9 protein-coding genes and 2 pseudogenes are annotated in these 16060 nt (G+C 62.4%); 6 read left to right on the plus strand and 5 right to left on the minus strand.

The genetic code is table 11. From position 1 onward, the window contains the following. The first annotated feature begins 410 nt into the window (after positions 1–410). The 6 genes and pseudogenes from ACWF9G_RS33725 to ACWF9G_RS33750 all read left to right on the plus strand — a co-directional run. Complete coding sequence (locus ACWF9G_RS33725) at positions 411–1118, plus strand: alpha/beta hydrolase (RefSeq protein WP_452520243.1); 708 nt, start codon at positions 411–413, stop codon at positions 1116–1118. Between the two features lie 1560 nt (positions 1119–2678). Next, positions 2679–4004 (plus strand): MFS transporter, encoded by a 1326-nt coding sequence (locus ACWF9G_RS33730; RefSeq protein WP_452520245.1) that lies wholly within the window; start codon positions 2679–2681, stop codon positions 4002–4004. A gap of 243 nt (positions 4005–4247) precedes the next feature. Further along, the gene (locus ACWF9G_RS33735) at positions 4248–4919 is read left to right on the plus strand and encodes an MspA family porin (RefSeq protein WP_452520246.1); all 672 of its coding nucleotides are present in this window, start codon (positions 4248–4250) and stop codon (positions 4917–4919) included. Between the two features lie 91 nt (positions 4920–5010). Then, entirely contained in the window at positions 5011–5634 is a 624-nt protein-coding gene (locus ACWF9G_RS33740; protein ID WP_452520248.1) for an MspA family porin, read from the plus strand. Positions 5635–5825: 191 nt separating this feature from the next. Then, the gene (locus ACWF9G_RS33745) at positions 5826–7418 is read left to right on the plus strand and encodes an acyl-CoA synthetase (RefSeq protein ID WP_452520250.1); all 1593 of its coding nucleotides are present in this window, start codon (positions 5826–5828) and stop codon (positions 7416–7418) included. Between the two features lie 268 nt (positions 7419–7686). Then, positions 7687–7908: pseudogene (locus ACWF9G_RS33750) on the plus strand (acyl-CoA dehydrogenase family protein); the annotation flags it as partial. Between the two features lie 236 nt (positions 7909–8144). On the opposite strand, the gene ACWF9G_RS33755 reads toward ACWF9G_RS33750, so the two are convergent. The 5 genes and pseudogenes from ACWF9G_RS33755 to ACWF9G_RS33775 all read right to left on the minus strand — a co-directional run bounded on the left by ACWF9G_RS33755 (position 8145) and on the right by ACWF9G_RS33775 (position 16039). After that, positions 8145–11423: a protein kinase domain-containing protein gene (locus ACWF9G_RS33755; protein WP_452520253.1), complete on the minus strand. Its 3279-nt coding sequence runs from the start codon at positions 11421–11423 to the stop codon at positions 8145–8147. A gap of 313 nt (positions 11424–11736) precedes the next feature. Then, positions 11737–12078, minus strand: coding sequence for a Zn-ribbon domain-containing OB-fold protein (locus ACWF9G_RS33760; RefSeq protein WP_452520251.1), 342 nt, complete (start codon positions 12076–12078; stop codon positions 11737–11739). Positions 12079–12469: 391 nt separating this feature from the next. Continuing rightward, positions 12470–12832: pseudogene (locus ACWF9G_RS33765) on the minus strand (NAD(P)(+) transhydrogenase (Re/Si-specific) subunit beta); the annotation flags it as partial. A gap of 411 nt (positions 12833–13243) precedes the next feature. Continuing rightward, the gene (locus ACWF9G_RS33770) at positions 13244–14284 is read right to left on the minus strand and encodes an LLM class F420-dependent oxidoreductase (protein WP_452520255.1); all 1041 of its coding nucleotides are present in this window, start codon (positions 14282–14284) and stop codon (positions 13244–13246) included. Positions 14285–14617: 333 nt separating this feature from the next. Further along, positions 14618–16039 (minus strand): NAD(P)(+) transhydrogenase (Re/Si-specific) subunit beta, encoded by a 1422-nt coding sequence (locus ACWF9G_RS33775; RefSeq protein ID WP_452520256.1) that lies wholly within the window; start codon positions 16037–16039, stop codon positions 14618–14620. Between the last annotated feature and the right edge of the window lie 21 nt (positions 16040–16060).

Raw genomic sequence — 16060 nt, forward strand, 5'->3', positions numbered from 1 at the left:
GTGTTCGGATCGAACACGTCACCGAACGCGCCCGAAGCGCCCTTGACGTGCTGTCCGTCGATGAAGTGGGTGAGTTCGCGAACCATGCCAGTCCTGCTCCATTGCCAACAGTGCGCAGAGCGCAAGTGAAAGGGGGATCTCCAATAATTGGATGTCCACGTAAGTACGGGTGCAGGATTTCACTTCGTAGCCCGACTTGTCAACGATCACTCACTAAGGCCGTCATCGGACCCGCCTCCCCGGTCGTAACTCCCCCGTCCAACTCGCGAGGACGGCAAGCTTCCAAGCCGTCATCGCATCCACCTCCCCCGCCCGGAGACTTCGTCGCGACACATCGGCCAACGCGAATCCGGCGATGACGTGACACATAACACAGGTAAGGCTAAGCTTAGTTCTGGCACACTTCTGGCGTGCCATTCTTCGACGGACCTAGCGGGCTGGTGTACTACCGACATTGGCCGGTAGAGCACCCTCGCATCGGAGTGATCCTGCTACACGGCCTCGGGCAGCAGAGTGCCGACTACCACCGGTTCAGCAGGTTCCTGAATCGGTATGCCATCGAGGTCTGGGGCATCGACCACCTCGGCCACGGACTCAGCGAAGGGGAGATCAACTCAGTAGTTCCAATAGACAAGCTCGCCGCGTCCGCCCTACAACTCACGTCCATCGTTCGAGCCGCCAACACCGAGCTTCCGCTGGTAATGATCGGACACTCACTAGGAGCGGGGACAGCGCTCATCGCAATGCAGTCCGATCCCTCAGCCGCAAAACACATCTCGAGTGTCGTTCTCACCGGGACCCCCGAGCGAGCCCATACTATCGCCGTACCGGCCCCCAACGTGCCGACCCTCGTTCTACACGGGCAGGACGACCGCCGAGCACCGATCGATCCGATCAGGAGATGGTGCAGCCGCAAACCGACAGTCACTATGCAGGAGTTCCCTGATTCGGGACACGACCTCTTGCACGAACCCACACACCGCGCGGTGTCCATCACAATCGTCGAGTTCATTCTCACTGGAGCGTCATTCGCCGACGCCTCCGCGATCTGGCCCACACCCTCGCGCCGCGTCTTCCCAGCGGCGCGTCCACGATCGATGGCTGGGCTGGCTCACTGAACCGAACTGCCGAGTACACGACCGGACGATCCGTCCATGTGCCCAACTCGCTTCGACGGGCGATTCGCGTCTACGTACACGAGGCCACGACGTTGGTGACGCCGTCATGCAGTCGAGCAGCTGGCGGCGGCCGTTCCGCGCCGCAGTGGGAGACGGTGGTAGTTGAGGTGGATGTTTCCATATGCCTAGTGCCTGGCTGCGTTGGTTTACGGATTGCCAGGTCCTGGCGCGAGGATCTCCTCGGCCAGGTCCGGTTGGTATCGCACACGCGTCGGCTCGGTAGCGGGAGCCGTTGTCGGTGACCATCCGCTCGACGCGAGTAATGCCGTGCGCCGCGAACCGGACTCGCGCTCTGTGCATGAACGCGATGGCGGCGCTGGCCTTCTCATCGCTCAGCATTCGGTGGACCATGCGTCCCGGCACGCTGTGATCCGCCGTGGCTGGCGGTTGGAGTCGCCATGCGGGTCAAGGAACCGGCAATGGTTCGGCTCAAGCGTGTGCCGTACCGCGAGACGGTACGGCACTGATCTGCCAGCCATCTTGAAGCTCAAGGCGATTCGGGAGGCGGACCACTTGTTCCTGCGTCGCAGGTCCCCGATCTGCGTACGACATCCGGGCTGATCGCGGTCGACTGGCGGGCCGGAGTCGAGGATCGGTCGAACACGGCTCCGACGCGATCTGATCCGAGAGGCTGCCGCCTCCTCTTCTCGGTCCCGAAACAGGTCCACAGTCGCGGTATGCCGACCCCCGCGGCAGCCCGGCCGCTAGGTCGAATGCGTTCGACGCGAAGGCCGCAATCCTCCTGGCGCCAGCGGGATTCACGGTCGTGTCGGCTGCGCCCATGCCTACACGACCAGTAGGGTTGCTCACCACTTGCCAGCTCATCGACCCCATCGCACACGCCCGACATCAGCCGCCAGACGCGGGCACGAAGGTCAGCTGTAACCCTTGAAAATGCGCTGCCGTTCACCAGTGCTACACCCGAATCAAGACTTCGGTCAGACTCATCGTGATCTGCGGATACGCACCGAATCGGATCAGTATTCCTGCTGGGACAGCGGATACAGATCACTAATACCCTGCGCACGCAATTACCGACCTGTCAGTAGCGTACGCCACACCCAGGACGCGGGTCCCAAGAGGCTCAACAGGTAACCAGCCGCTTGATCACCCGGACCTCCGCCCCTCCGCGGCATCGCCCGAGCGGGACAACCGGAAGCGCGAATCCTGCACTCAGACAACACCCCCTTGCCAACTGGCGCCATGTCAGTAATACTGCCAACAGTGACGCTAGTCACTATGTCTGACCGATTGTGGTTTATAGCACAATCAAATGAGTAGTGGTCGTCACTGGACGACAGAAATTGAGGGGCCTCGGCGGCGGGCACGCCACAATGGATTCGATTGATTCTCCCATCGACCGTTCGACGTGATTCAACCGCGACGCCGTCGATACTTTTTGCAGCTTCTCGAGCTGAGACCTATTGAATCGCGACTGCTCCATTGAATATGGCGCGCTGCAAATTCTATGGAATCCACCAAGAGATTGGAAGTACACTCATGTCAAAAATTGGTCAGCAAAGTCCCGGGGAGTCGCAGCCCGGGCAGGCGAGCGAATGGCGAGGCGGCCTTCGCGTCGTGGTGTTCTCCGCGTTGGCATACGCTGCTGGGCCGATGCTCCTGCTAGGCACTTCGAGCGTGTTCATAAAGCCGACGATTGCTGCCACAGGGTGGAGCACCAAGGAGGTGCTTGTTGCCCCGCTCATCGGTCTATTGCTCACCCTCTTCGGAACGGTCGTTGGCCGAATTGCCGACCGCCGGGGTAGCGTCCGCTGGTTCGTAGCGTCCGGCTTGATCGTATACGCCGCTCTCCTGACGCTCTTCGTGGTCTTGCCAGTCAACAAAGTGACTTTCTATGGAATCGCCGGCGCAATCGGGGTGGTCGGGGCACTCGGCGGGCTGGTGCCCTACAACCATGCTGTCGCGAAGGTGTTCGACAAAGGAGTGGGCAAAGCCTTCGGTCTGGTAGGCGCAGGTGCAGCGTTCCTGTCCATCCTCATCATTCCCCTTGTCACGTGGGTCATCTACGAACACGACTGGAAGGACGGCTATCTGGTGCTCGCGGCGTGCGCGCTGCTGTTTGCGCTCCCATCGGCCATTATCGCGTTGAAGCCGACTTCGCCGGGCCGCGTGGTCACAGCAGGTACACCGGCAATCGCGGACACTCTCGGCGGGAATCGCACACAGGGATCCGCGCGAGTGGTGCTCACGTCCGGCCGCTTCTGGGTCTTCGCCTTCGCGACGATGCTCGCCTACGGCACGGTGACCGGATTCGCTTGGCAGATGCAGCCAATTCTGCTCGATGGCGGCCTCAGCCTGGCCGTGGCCACGACAATCACGACCCTGTACACCATCGGAGGTGTCGTGGGTCGCCTCGGCGGCGGCGTCCTGCTCGATGCGCTACCCCGGTACCGGGTCGTTGTCGGCATCCTGCTCCTCGCTGTGCTGGGTGCACTTGCATTGACCGCCGTTGCCTCCCTCCCCGTGGCTGTCGTGGCGATCGCCGTCGTGCTCGTAGCATTTTGCCAAGGCGCAGAGGGCGACATCGTCGGGTATTTCGTGCTCAAGGAGTACGGGCGCCCGCACTTCGGGACGCTTGTGTCGGTGTCGCTTGCCGCGGCAGGAGTCGGCGCAATCATTTTCCCGTACGTGTTCGCCGCTGGCCGGGACGCGACGGGCACCTATGCCACATCAGCGTTGGTTGGCTCCGTTGGTTTCGCCGCAGCCATGGTGGCCATGCTGCTGTTCGGCGCCCTTGGTAAAAGCGAGCTGGATACGACACCCATGACGGTCACTGACGGTAAAGTTGTCGCTGGAGAAGTTTAAATAAGCCTTCTGTCGATCGCGATTCTCATGCACAGTTCAATAGGTTCACAACCTGTCCGCCCTCGGTTGTCTATCACGGTCGATCGTATTCACAGGAAATCGGCCCGGTCAGATACACGAGCGCAGACTACCGACGATCACTAGAGAGATATCGCAACCATAATAGTCGACACGATTAGGCGAATCTCAGGCACCCATTGCAATAAAGACCGATAGCCCTGAATCCCAATAAGGAATGGTTTGATGAAGATAGTTGAATCCGCATTGCCCCGTAGCCCTCTGCCTGTCGGAGTTGCCACTGCCATATGCGCTGGAATCGTCCTTTTCACGACGGCCACCGTTCATGCCGATGTCGTGGTGCCACTCCCCGATGGCACGGAGACCGGTCCCGGCGCGACTATTACCCGCACCCAGGAGCGGGCGATCGTGTCGCCATCGATGGCCGCCAATGGGGCCGGGCGTGCGGTGTGGGTGTCGGGCACCGTTGTCGCGGATGTGACCGAAACCCCCTCCGCCACGCCGGGTCCGTACAGCCGACCCAATAATTCTCCTGGCACCAACAACTCCCAGACCCATGGTGTGTCACAGGTCAATGCTGGGTACATCGTCGGCTGCCAGGTGAGCGTCGGCGACAAGGCGATCTCGGCCGGTGTTTCGGGAACCCTGAGCACGACCAGCGCAGGGATCGGCGGCTCGCTCGGCATTCAATTGGGTCCGGGTGAAGTGAAATTTGTGCAGATAAATTTCAAGGACATCATCAAACCCGGCGTCTATAGCGTCGGCTATCGCGATGTGGAAATGAATATCCAGGGCTGCGGCGGATACGCGCAAGCACGATCCTACGCGACCGTCGAGATCATCGGCGATCATCATTCCAAGACCACCCTCTACGGAGCTCCATTCAGCATTGGCTGAACTGGCCCATCAGCCCATCTAAAAGATTGTCACTGAAGTTGAATATGCATCGAACAGGAATATAAGAACTATGCTCACAATAATTGCGCGGGTGGCAGTCGCCACCGCCGCCATCGGACTCTTCTCCACCAGCGGGGCCCATGCCGACACCTTCATGCCGCTGCCTGGCGGGGAAATCTCGGAGACCTTGGCAGATGGCGCAGTGGTGACCGTCCGGCTCGTGAATGAGTCCGCCCTCATCAACCCTTCCATGGGCGCCACACCACTGCACCGCAACACGTGGGTCTCGGCCAGGGCCGAAGTTCAGGTCGAGGGCGGCAAAGGCGGCAAGATCCGGCCGGGCTATGTCGTCGGGTGCCAGGTGAATATTGCCGGGGGCGCGGTTAACGGCAACGGCAGCCTCACCCAGCCGTACCAAAGCCAAAACCTCAGCGCCAGTGGCGGCCTCGGTGGAACCTTGAGCCTGGGGCCGGGGCAAGCCCAGACCTACTTCCTCCTCGACCTGGAGAGAGCCGACGCTTTCGACGAGAGCGTCCACCTTCCGTACACAGGGTTCAGCGGCACCGCTGGCAGCGTCACCTGGAAGAACCAGACGATCGCGCTCAGTGGCTGCGCCGGCTACGCCCAGGCTCGCGCCTTCGCGCTGGCCGAGGTCGAGACAGCCAATGTGAAAGAAACCGTCGTCATTTGGGGCCAGCCGTTCAGCCTCGGCTGAACGGAATTCGCTTCACCGGCAGTGCGGGCGCGCAGATTACCTGCAGTGCCCTGCGGAGTTGCTGGCTGGTCTCGCGTCGACGCGGACACCGGGATCAGCAGCAACGATGAAGTACACCGCTGTGCCGACAGCCCTTTCAACGGAAACGTGGATCAGGTTGTCGACCAGTGCCAATTCATTGAGGAGTTCCCATGTACCCAGGTGCCCACGTAGCGCAGTTCCCAGACAAGCCGGCTGTTCTGATGGCGTCCAGCGGAGAATGCCTGACATACCGTGAACTTGACGCCGGGTCCGCGCGGCTCGCTCGATACCTGTACGAGCACGGACTGCGCCGCGGCGACCACATTGCACTGTTGACGGATAATCACCCCACGGCCTTCGAGGTGTATTGGGCGGCGCTGCGCTCCGGGCTGTACATCACCGCCGTGAACTGGCACCTGCTACCTGACGAGATCAGCTACATCGTCAATGATTGTGGGGCCCAAGCGCTTATCGTGTCCGGTGCCCTCGAGGACACCGCGGCAGCGCTCGTCGACAGTACGCCAGGCGTGCGAGTCCGTATGGCATATGGAGCTCCCGTCGAAAACTACCTCTGTTACACCGACGAACTACGGAACATCTCTGCGCTGCCGCTCCCAGTTCAACCCCGCGGCGCAGAGATGCTCTACTCCTCGGGAACCACGGGTCGCCCCAAAGGAATCAAGGCACCGCTACCGGATACTCGAATCCACGAGCACGACGAGACGACGGCGAGGTTCGGCCAACTGTATGGCCTCGGCCCTCAATCAATCTATCTCTCTACCGCGCCGCTCTACCACACGGCGCCGCTGCGCTCGTCAGGCTGGGTACACGGCCTCGGCGGCACGGTGGTCGTCATGGAGCGCTTCGACCCGGAGCAGGCTCTCGCGTCAATCGAACGCTTCCGGGTAACACACAGTCAGTGGGTGCCGACCATGTTCGTCCGTATGCTCAAGCTCGACAGTGGGATACGTGAGAAGTTCGACCTGACCAGCCAACAGATAGCCATTCATGCGGCCGCCCCGTGCCCGGTCGATGTGAAGCGGGCAATGATCGACTGGTGGGGGCCGATTCTGATGGAGTACTACGGCGCCACCGAGGCACACGGCATGACGCTCATCAACTCCGAAGAGTCGCTAGATAAACCAGGCTCAGTTGGTCGCGCTGTGGTCGGCACACTGCACGTTTGCGACGACAGCGGCCGCGAGCTTCCACACGGTGAGACCGGTACTGTCTTCTTCGAACGCGACGAGCCGGCATTCGCTTATCACAACGATCCTGCGAAGACAGACGACGCACGCCATCCCCGCCATTCGACGTGGTGTACGACAGGCGACATCGGCCATATGGACGCCGATGGCTACCTGTTCCTGACCGACCGAAAGTCCTTTGTCGTCATTTCCGGCGGGGTCAACATCTATCCGCAGGAGATCGAGAACGCTCTTGCACTACACCCGAAAGTACTCGACGTCGCGGTGGTCGGGGTGCCGGACGCGGATATGGGTGAGGTGGTAAAAGCATTCGTGCAACCCGCGCTCGATGTGTCGGGCTCTGCCGAACTGGCCAAGGAACTACGCGCCTATCTCAGCGAACGCATTGCCCGCTACAAGGTGCCGCGCAGCGTCGCCTTCGTCGAAGAACTGCCGCGAACACCGACCGGCAAGCTCGTGAAGGGCAGGCTGAGGATTCAAGCCGGGGTGGACGGCGACCAGCAGTCCTTGGGAACCTCCACTGGCGGGAAGTCCGATGGCGAACGCGAGCGTTGAAACCGGCCGGGCATTCCGGTGCTGAGCGCACAGCTCTTCGAGATCTGATACGCATCCCTGCAACGGGGAGACTGCAGGGATGCGTATCAGAAGGAACCAGTCGGGATGCGTGGTCGCTGGATGCCGTTTCGTCCGAGCTGGAATCGCGGCCGCTGCGCGGCGCAAACACCGGCAAAATGATCGTGGAACTCTAGGCTTCTGCACGGCGTTTCCGGGTATTCCCGGCGACCTTCACCGTGACGTATCTGACTGCGCCACGGCAACATAGGCCGAACTTGCGGCCGCACTCGCTCAAGCGCAATGCTCGCCTGTCGCTCAGCGAGCAGCCGAAGAATGCGTTCAGATGCACGGCGGAATCGGATTCACCTGGGAGCACCCCGCGCATCTGTACGTGAAGCGAGCCAAGAGTTCCGCCATCGCCCTTGGCACTCCGGACCAGCATCGATCCGCCTTGGCCGAGCTGGTGTACATCACGTTCCCCAGTCCGTGACGACTGCGCAGTGAGCAGTCCCGGCCCCGAGATTGGAGACAGGGGCCGGGATCCGGGCAACCGCCGACCTGAGCTGCACCGAGAACCGCGGCACCGGATCAGCGACGGTGCTCCGCGTGTACCCGCCCACCCACGACGGCTGCCAGGATCTAGACGGCTACCTCTGAACAAACGTACGGAGACGGATGTCGCGTGCGCACCTGATCCGGGTACAGGAATGCTGCGGTGCGACGAGTTCAATCATCCTGCCGTCCAGAGTGCTCCGCGATCCAGGCGGCGATCTGCGCGCGAGAAGTGAAGCCCAGTTTGGTCAGTATGTGTTCGACATGACCTTGTGCAGTGCGTTGTGAGATCACCAGTTCGTTGGCGATCTGCCTGTTGGTGAGGCCTCGAGTGATGAGGTCTGCGACTTGACGCTCACGCTTTGTGAGAGCTACACGGGGACCCTCCCCTCGCATAGAGTCGGTGTATTCCTCGCCAAGTGCGTAAGCGACGGCTTTCTCCATACCCATTGCACGGCCTTTAGCTACGGCCATATCAAACCCCCGAGACCCGAGTCTGAATCGCGCCAACTGAACGCACTCATCGTGATAATGCGGCATCGGCACGGAACTCGCGGGGTTTCCCATCGACCGCTGTAGTTCTTGGACAGCTCCGACCAGTGTGGCCGCCCGCTCGGGGTCATCTCCAGCAATAATCCAGGAGAGCACTTCGAGATCCACCGATGCAATCATTGGGCTACGAATTTGCCGATTTACTCGCAGCGAGTTCTTTAGCAATTCGATCGCCTGGGACGGGTCTCCCTGCTGCCAGACGGCAATGCCCAAGCCCCATAGCGCAGTCGACCGGAAGAGCGACTCGCCGTAAGCTTCGGTGATGGAGATCAGCTGCTGGTAGCACTCGATCGCCCGAGGTGTGTTGCCGGCCAGTTCGTGTACTATGCCGAGCACGGAAAGTGCTGCGGAGTAGAGGAATCCTTGCCGATTGGAGCTGAGCGCCGCTACGGCGCGCTCGAGGGAAGAGGACGCCCTCTCGAGCTCACCGCGATAGAGAGCAACCGTGCCGTCGGCGTAGTCGATCAACGCATCAGCGACCGGGGAGGGATCTTCTTCGGCGAGCACACGCCCCTGTCCGACATAGTCGGACGCCGTCTCCAGATCTCCCTGTAGCGCCGCCATGATGCAGCCGGCATGGAGCACCTTGACACTATCGAATCCTGGGCGCCTGGCAGGGTGTTGAAGGACCCGGTGGATCCAGCGGCGACCTTCACCGTACAAACCCCGGAAGGTCCAGAACATGAATAGTGCGGCCGCTGTCTGTAATCCAGCTTCGGCCGCCCGCTCGGTGTCTTCGTCCAGGCAGTATTCGAGCGCATCCCGCAGATTGGGTTGTTCGCGCTCGAGCCTGGCTGTCCAGTACGGCTGGCGGTCGCTGATCCACTCGGACTCCGCGGTCAATGCCAACCGCTGGTGCCAGTCAAGATGCTGACGCCGAATTTGCTGCTCTTCACCGGATTCCTGCAGCTTGTGCCGACCATAGTCGCGCACAGTCTCCAGCATCCGGAATCGCACCACCCCACTCGACTCCTCGCGAATCAGGATTGATTTGTCCACCAGCGACGACAACACATCGAGGGCCGTGCCGGCCAGATCGGCGCCACAAATCTGCTCGGCAGCGTCGAGCTCGAAGCCACCGGAGAACACCGCCAACCGACCCCACAGCCGTTGCTCGGCCGGAGTGCACAATTCGTAGCTCCAGTCGATGCACCATTGCAGAGTCTGCTGCCTGGTGGGTGCGGTGCGGCGGGCGCGGGTCAGCAGCGCATACCGATCATCAAGGCGCTGCAGAATCTGCTCGGGCGACATCGTTCGCATCCGAGCCGCCGCCAACTCGATTGCCAGCGGCAATCCATCCAGTCGCGCGCAGATCCGGGCCACGATGGCACCATTGTCCTCGGTCAGACCGAACGCGGGCACAACTGACGTCGCGCGGTTGGTAAACAAGGTCACCGCGTCGTAGCGAGGTAGTCCCCTCGGCGATTGCTCCCGCTCGGGATCCGGGACTGGCAACGGCGGCACCCGCATCACTACTTCTCCGGAGATGTCCAGGGGTTCGCGGCTGGTGATCACCATCCGTAGGTTCGGACAATCCCGAAGACATATCTCGACCAGCTCCGCGACCGCCTCCACCAGCTGCTCACAGTTGTCCATCACCAACAGCAACTCCCGCGTCGACAGAAACTCGACCACCACCTCCTGCAGCGGTCGTGCGGAATGGTCGCGTAATCCCAGCGTGGCCGCCACAGCATCGACCAGCAACGACGGGTCGGAGATGTCAGCCAGCTCGACCAACTGCACTCCGTCGGCAAATTCCGAGCGCACAGTCGCTGCCGCGCGCAGCGCCAACCGTGTCTTACCGACCCCGCCGATCCCGGTCAACGTCACCAACCGAGCCGACGACAGCAGATTCTTCACCTCGGCCAACTCAGTGCGTCGGTCCACGAAACTGGTCAATTCGGGCGGTAGAGCTCCGGCACTTCGGGAAGTCGCCGACACCGGCGGACGCCAGCCCATTGGTGGCGCGGCTGGCTGCCGTTTCGCGTGCTCGCGGCCCGATTCGGCGTGCAACGCCATCTCATCGACCGTGTATCCATGTCTGCGCTGCGCCTGCTGAATCGCCTCCCCCATCGCCACGGCCGATGGCCGCTCCTTCGGATCTCGGCTCATCGCCGTCGCGACCATCGCCGCCACATCCTCGGCTACTCCGCTCTCGCGCAGATCCGGCACCGTTTGAGAGGTGATTCGAAGGAATTGGGTCACCACGTTCTCACCGCTGTGCCGTTCAAACGCCGCATGTCCGGTCAACGCGCAAAAGAGCGTAGCGGCCAACCCATAGACATCAGCAGCTTCGGAGGGAGCCTGACCCTCGAGCACCTCCGGCGCTGTGAACGCCGGTGACCCGGTCACAGCCCCTGAGTCCGTTTGGAATCCGCCCGCAATCCGTGCGATTCCGAAATCGGTCAGCGCGGGCTCGCCGTAATCCGTCAATAAGATATTGCCAGGTTTCACATCCCGATGTAGTATGCCGAGCCGATGGGAGCTTTCCAGCGCCCCGGCGATCTTCACCCCGATCCACAACACCGTGTCCACCGGCAGCGGGCCCTGTCCGCGAATCCGTGCGTCCAAAGAATCCAGCGGGTGATAAGGCATCACCAGGTAGGGCCGCCCGCTCGCGGTGACACCTACCTGCAGGACCGTGACTATGTTCGGATGTCCGGTCAGTCGGCCCATTGCTCGCTGTTCCCGGAAGAACCGCGCCCGGTTCTCAGCGTCCAACTCGGCGCTCAGGATTTTTACTGCCACCGACCGATCCAGCTCCGCCTGTGTGCAGCGATACACCACACCGAAACCGCCCCGCCCGATCTCCTCGGCATCCTCGAACCCCGCCGCCGCCAGGTCCTCCAAAACTGGTTCGCGCACGTCACGGACTGTCTGAAATGGATCGTCCTCGCTCATCAGCTCTACACCGTCCACCAGTGTTCCCGGCATCAAGAACCGCATGTTAACTCCCTATTAACCACTAGCCTATCCCCACTGGGCTGATGATGACTCGCCTACGGGCCAGCGACGCGCCGTTGGTAGCGAGGATCGGATTCGGCCACGACGTGACCAGCTCAGCCGGACGGAGGTCGGTTGCTCTGTAGGCGGTCTATGGCCAGCCGTGCGGGGCTCGGCTCGCCAGGCCGCGCCACCGACGCCAAAAGGCCTCTTCAGGTAGCGCGAGCTCGCACAACCAGCTCGTCTACGGCTACCTGGGTGGCGAGGCCGCTCATCGGCTGCTTACGGTGAAGACGGGGAATCGGCCTTGCCAGGGACACGGCTGGAAGAGCACACGAATCGACCGACCCGGAAGATCTGGGACATCGCCATCGATGGAGGTGTAGACCCACGGACCTTCATCGAGTTCGACGATGGCGATCGTCAACGGCACAAGTTCACCGCGCCTACCACTGGCAACGCAATCGACCACCCGCCACGATACGATCGAGCCCGCGCCGGAGGAGGCCACGCACACGAGTTCCACCGACGCGCAGGAGAGGCACTTTGCTGTCAGCGGCGCAAACAGCTTGTCGCAGTCCAGGCAGCGCCGGATCATCAAGGTGTCTTCCACGCACCGCCGCGCACTGTTGTCGCGTCTGTTGTCTGTGTGCTGTGGAAAAGGCGGGAACATGGCGGACTCCGCAACCGTGCTGATAGGACATCACTCAGCATCGTGCGTACGGGGTGCTCGTCCGACGGCCGAACGACCGACGGCATACCTATTTTCTGATGTCAGCGTGTTTTCTGATGTCAGCGTGTCGCAGGTCCCCGATCAAGGCGTAGCGCCACCTTGGGACCAACAGAATGTGCCGCCACCGTAGGTTCTTACGGTGGCGGCACTGCGCGCCACGGAAGGAGATGGCGCACGTCTGGGGATATGCCGCCACCGTAGTTCAGCAAGCGCTCGACGGTGGCGGCATAACGCGCCACTGACGGTTATGGCGCTGGCTTCGAAAGTTGTCTTACGGTGCCTTCAGTTCCTCGGTGACAGCACCGACGGGCTTCTTGGCGTCGCCGAACAGCATGGAGGTGTGGTCGGCGTAGAACAACGGGTTGTCGATACCGGCGAAGCCGGAGTTCATCGAGCGCTTGAGGACGATGATGTTCTTGGCCTGGTCGACATTGAGGACGGGCATGCCGTAGATCGGGCTGGCCTTGTCCTCGCGGGCGGCCGGGTTGGTGACGTCGTTGGCGCCGATGACCAGCACCACGTCGGTGCGGCCGAATTCGCCGTTGATGTCGTCCATCTCCTTCATCGCGTCGTAGGAGACCTCGGCCTCGGCCAGCAGCACGTTCATGTGACCGGGCATGCGACCGGCGACCGGGGTGGATCGCGTAGCCTGAAAGTACTGTCGCCCCTAGATTGCCGACCTGCCGACACCGTCCCAAGGCGGCTGAAAATAGCACGGCGCCTTTAAGATGTGTCGCCACGGCGAGCACCCGCCGTGGCGACACACGCGCCACCAGACGGCTGAAGGTGGCGCGGTTACGGCGATGTCTCGATCGAGTGGACTTGACAGGAGCCTCCTCGACGAGCCGCCGACAGGCTTCCTGTCACCCCAAGTGCCCAGGAAGCTGAAGCTACCATATCAATTCATCGTTGATATATCAATACACTGGGTTGTTATTCAAGGGCCTCCGAGCTGGCCCCACCACTTCGCCGTGATGTCCCTGACATTCGCCCATGTCGTTCGACCCGCCAGGGTCGACGCGAGACCCGGCGTGTGTCGATCAAGTCACACCAAATTGCGCAGTTGTTCAACGAGTTTGACGCGATCGACTGGAGAAGCCGCCAGAGGTACACCGTTGAGGGCCGTGACACCTGCCTCACGGAAGGCAGCGACGCGTTCCTTGACGAAACCCTCCGAGCCGATCAATGAGGTGTCGCGAATGAGATTCTCGGGGACCACATCGGCGGCCTCGTTCCTTCTACCGTTCAGATAGAGCTCCTGAATGCGATCGGCCTCCGCGCCGTAGCCGCACTCGGTGGCCAGAGTGTGGTAGAAGTTCTTGCCTTTCGCACCCATGCCACCGATGTACATTGCTAGGTGCGGTTTGACGGACACACGCAACTCCTCGACATCGTCGCCGATGGCCAGGAAGGGACTGGCGTGGATGTCGAGTTCGCCGAGCGCAGGATCTCTGTTGGCCAGGCCGGCTTTCAGCGCGTCACCCCAGACGAGGTCAGCCTTTTCAGGTAGGACACAGCCGGGCTGCCAGCCTTCGGCGACCTCAGCGGCCAGTTCCACGTTCTTCGGCCCGAGCGCAGCCAGCAAGACCGGGATGTTCTCGCGCACCGGGTGATTGATGAGCTTGAGAGACTTACCCAGGCCGGTTCCCTCATCGGCGGGCAGCGGCACCTGGTAGTACTTACCGTGGAAGTCGACGCGCTCGCGCTTCCACACCTGGCGGCAAATCCCGAGGGCCTCGCGGGTCCGGCCGATCGGCGCGTCGTAGGCGACACCGTGGAAGCCCTCGATCACCTGGGGGCCCGACGCACCCAGGCCCAGCAGGAAGCGGCCGTCGGAGACATAATCCAGGCCGACCGCGGTCATCGCAGTCAAGGTGGGGGTGCGGGTATACAGCTGCAAGATGCCAGAGGCCAGCTGCACCCGTTCGGTTTTCGCGGCCAGGTAACCGATCGAGCTCACCGCGTCGAACGAATACGCCTCGGGCACGAGGACGATGTCCAGGCCCGCACGCTCGAGGTCGACGACCTCGGCCGCGACCGCCTTGATTCGATCGGTGTAATTGATCGACAGTCCCGATACGCATATCTCTCCGCTCCCGCTTCAGCCGGATACACGCCCGCTTGCTAGACGGCCGTGCCGCCACCGTGTGAGTACACGGTAGCGGCACGCGCGCCACCCACCACCGGATCGTGGCGCGTTATCGAATGCCGCACCCATTCGGGCTACATAGTGGGGCGACCGCCGCGCCGTCGTGGATCTGGCTTGGCGCGGACTTCGGATAGGCCACCGCCGTGGGGGTAAGCACGGTGGTGGCACTGCGCGCCACCGTAGGGGTGAGAGGTGGCGCAGTCTTCGGGGACGTACCATCTACTGTCCGGGACCAGTACGGGCAGTGGTGGCACGAGTCTTGGTGAGAAACTAGAGTGCTTTCAGTTCCTCGGTGACCGCACCGACGGACTTCTTGGCGTCGCCGAACAGCATGGAGGTGTGGTCGGCGTAGAACAGCGGGTTGTCGATGCCGGCGAAGCCGGAGTTCATCGAGCGTTTCAGGACGATGACGCTCTGGGCCTGGTCGACATTGAGGACCGGCATGCCGTAGATCGGGCTGGACTTGTCGTCGCGGGCGGCCGGGTTGGTGACGTCGTTGGCGCCGATGACCAGGACGACGTCGGTGCGGCCGAATTCGCCGTTGATGTCGTCCATTTCCTTCATGGCGTCGTAGGAGACCTCGGCCTCGGCCAGCAGCACGTTCATGTGACCGGGCATGCGGCCTGCGACCGGGTGGATCGCGTACTTGACCTCGACACCCTTGCCCTCGAGCAGGGAGGCCATCTCCTTGACCGCGTGCTGGGCCTGGGCGACGGCCATACCGTAGCCGGGAACCACGATGACCTGGTTGGCGTAGGCCATCTGGATCGCGGCGTCGGCCGCCGAGGTCGCCTTGGCCTGCTTGTTCTCGCCACCGGCGCCGCCACCGGCCGCGCCGCCACCACCACCGAAGCCACCGGCGACGATGGCCGGGATGGAGCGGTTCATGGCCTTGGCCATCAGGTTGGTCAGGATGGTGCCGGACGCGCCGACGATCATGCCGGCGACGATCATCGCGGTGTTGTTCAGCGCCAGACCCGCGGCCGCGGCCGACAGACCGGTCAGCGCGTTGAGCAGCGAGATGACGACCGGCATGTCCGCGCCACCGATGGGCAGCACGACCATCAGGCCGAGGATGCCGGCGAGGACGAGCAGGCCGATCATCCACAGCTGCGAGACGCCGCCGTTGTCGGCGCCGAGGCCGATCACCACGGCGCAGACGATCGCGCCGACGAGCAGGAGCAGGTTCAGCGGCTGCTGCAGGCGGCCGATGCCGATCGGCTTGCCGGACAGGATCTCCTGCAGCTTGGCGAAGGCGATGATCGAGCCCCAGAACGAGACCGAACCGATCACCGCGGCGAACAGCGAGCCGATGATGATGTGGATGTTCGGCTCGTCGTGCAGCTGGGAGAAGCCCGAGCTGTCGACGAATTCGGCCCACGCGATGAGCGCGACCGTGCCACCACCGACACCGTTGAACGCGGCGACCAGCTGCGGCATCTCGGTCATCTTGGTGCGCACGGCGGGCGGAACGCCCAGTGCCACACCGACGACCAGGCCCGCGCCGATCAGGATCCAGTTGATCATGTCCGCGTGGCGCACCGAGATCAGCGTGGCGATCACGGCGATGCCCATGCCGACCGCGGCGATCTGGTTGCCGCGCACGGCGGTCTTCGGACCGGTCAGGCCCATCAGGCCGTAGATGAACATGGAGAAGGCCACGATGTAGAGGCCGTTGACCAGGTAGGTCATGTTGTCGACTGCGTGCATCAC

The organism is Nocardia sp. NPDC055029 (assembly GCF_053608525.1).

What these genes read in the sequence shown, in the direction of transcription:
- ACWF9G_RS33730 (WP_452520245.1), top strand. Translation starts at nt 2,679, where the DNA reads ATGTCAAAAATTGGTCAGCAAAGTCCCGGGGAGTCGCAGCCCGGGCAG.
- ACWF9G_RS33735 (WP_452520246.1), top strand. Translation starts at nt 4,248, where the DNA reads ATGAAGATAGTTGAATCCGCATTGCCCCGTAGCCCTCTGCCTGTCGGA.
- ACWF9G_RS33745 (WP_452520250.1), top strand. Translation starts at nt 5,826, where the DNA reads ATGTACCCAGGTGCCCACGTAGCGCAGTTCCCAGACAAGCCGGCTGTT.
- ACWF9G_RS33755 (WP_452520253.1), bottom strand. Translation starts at nt 11,423, where the DNA reads ATGAGCGAGGACGATCCATTTCAGACAGTCCGTGACGTGCGCGAACCA.
- ACWF9G_RS33775 (WP_452520256.1), bottom strand. Translation starts at nt 16,039, where the DNA reads ATGACCTACCTGGTCAACGGCCTCTACATCGTGGCCTTCTCCATGTTC.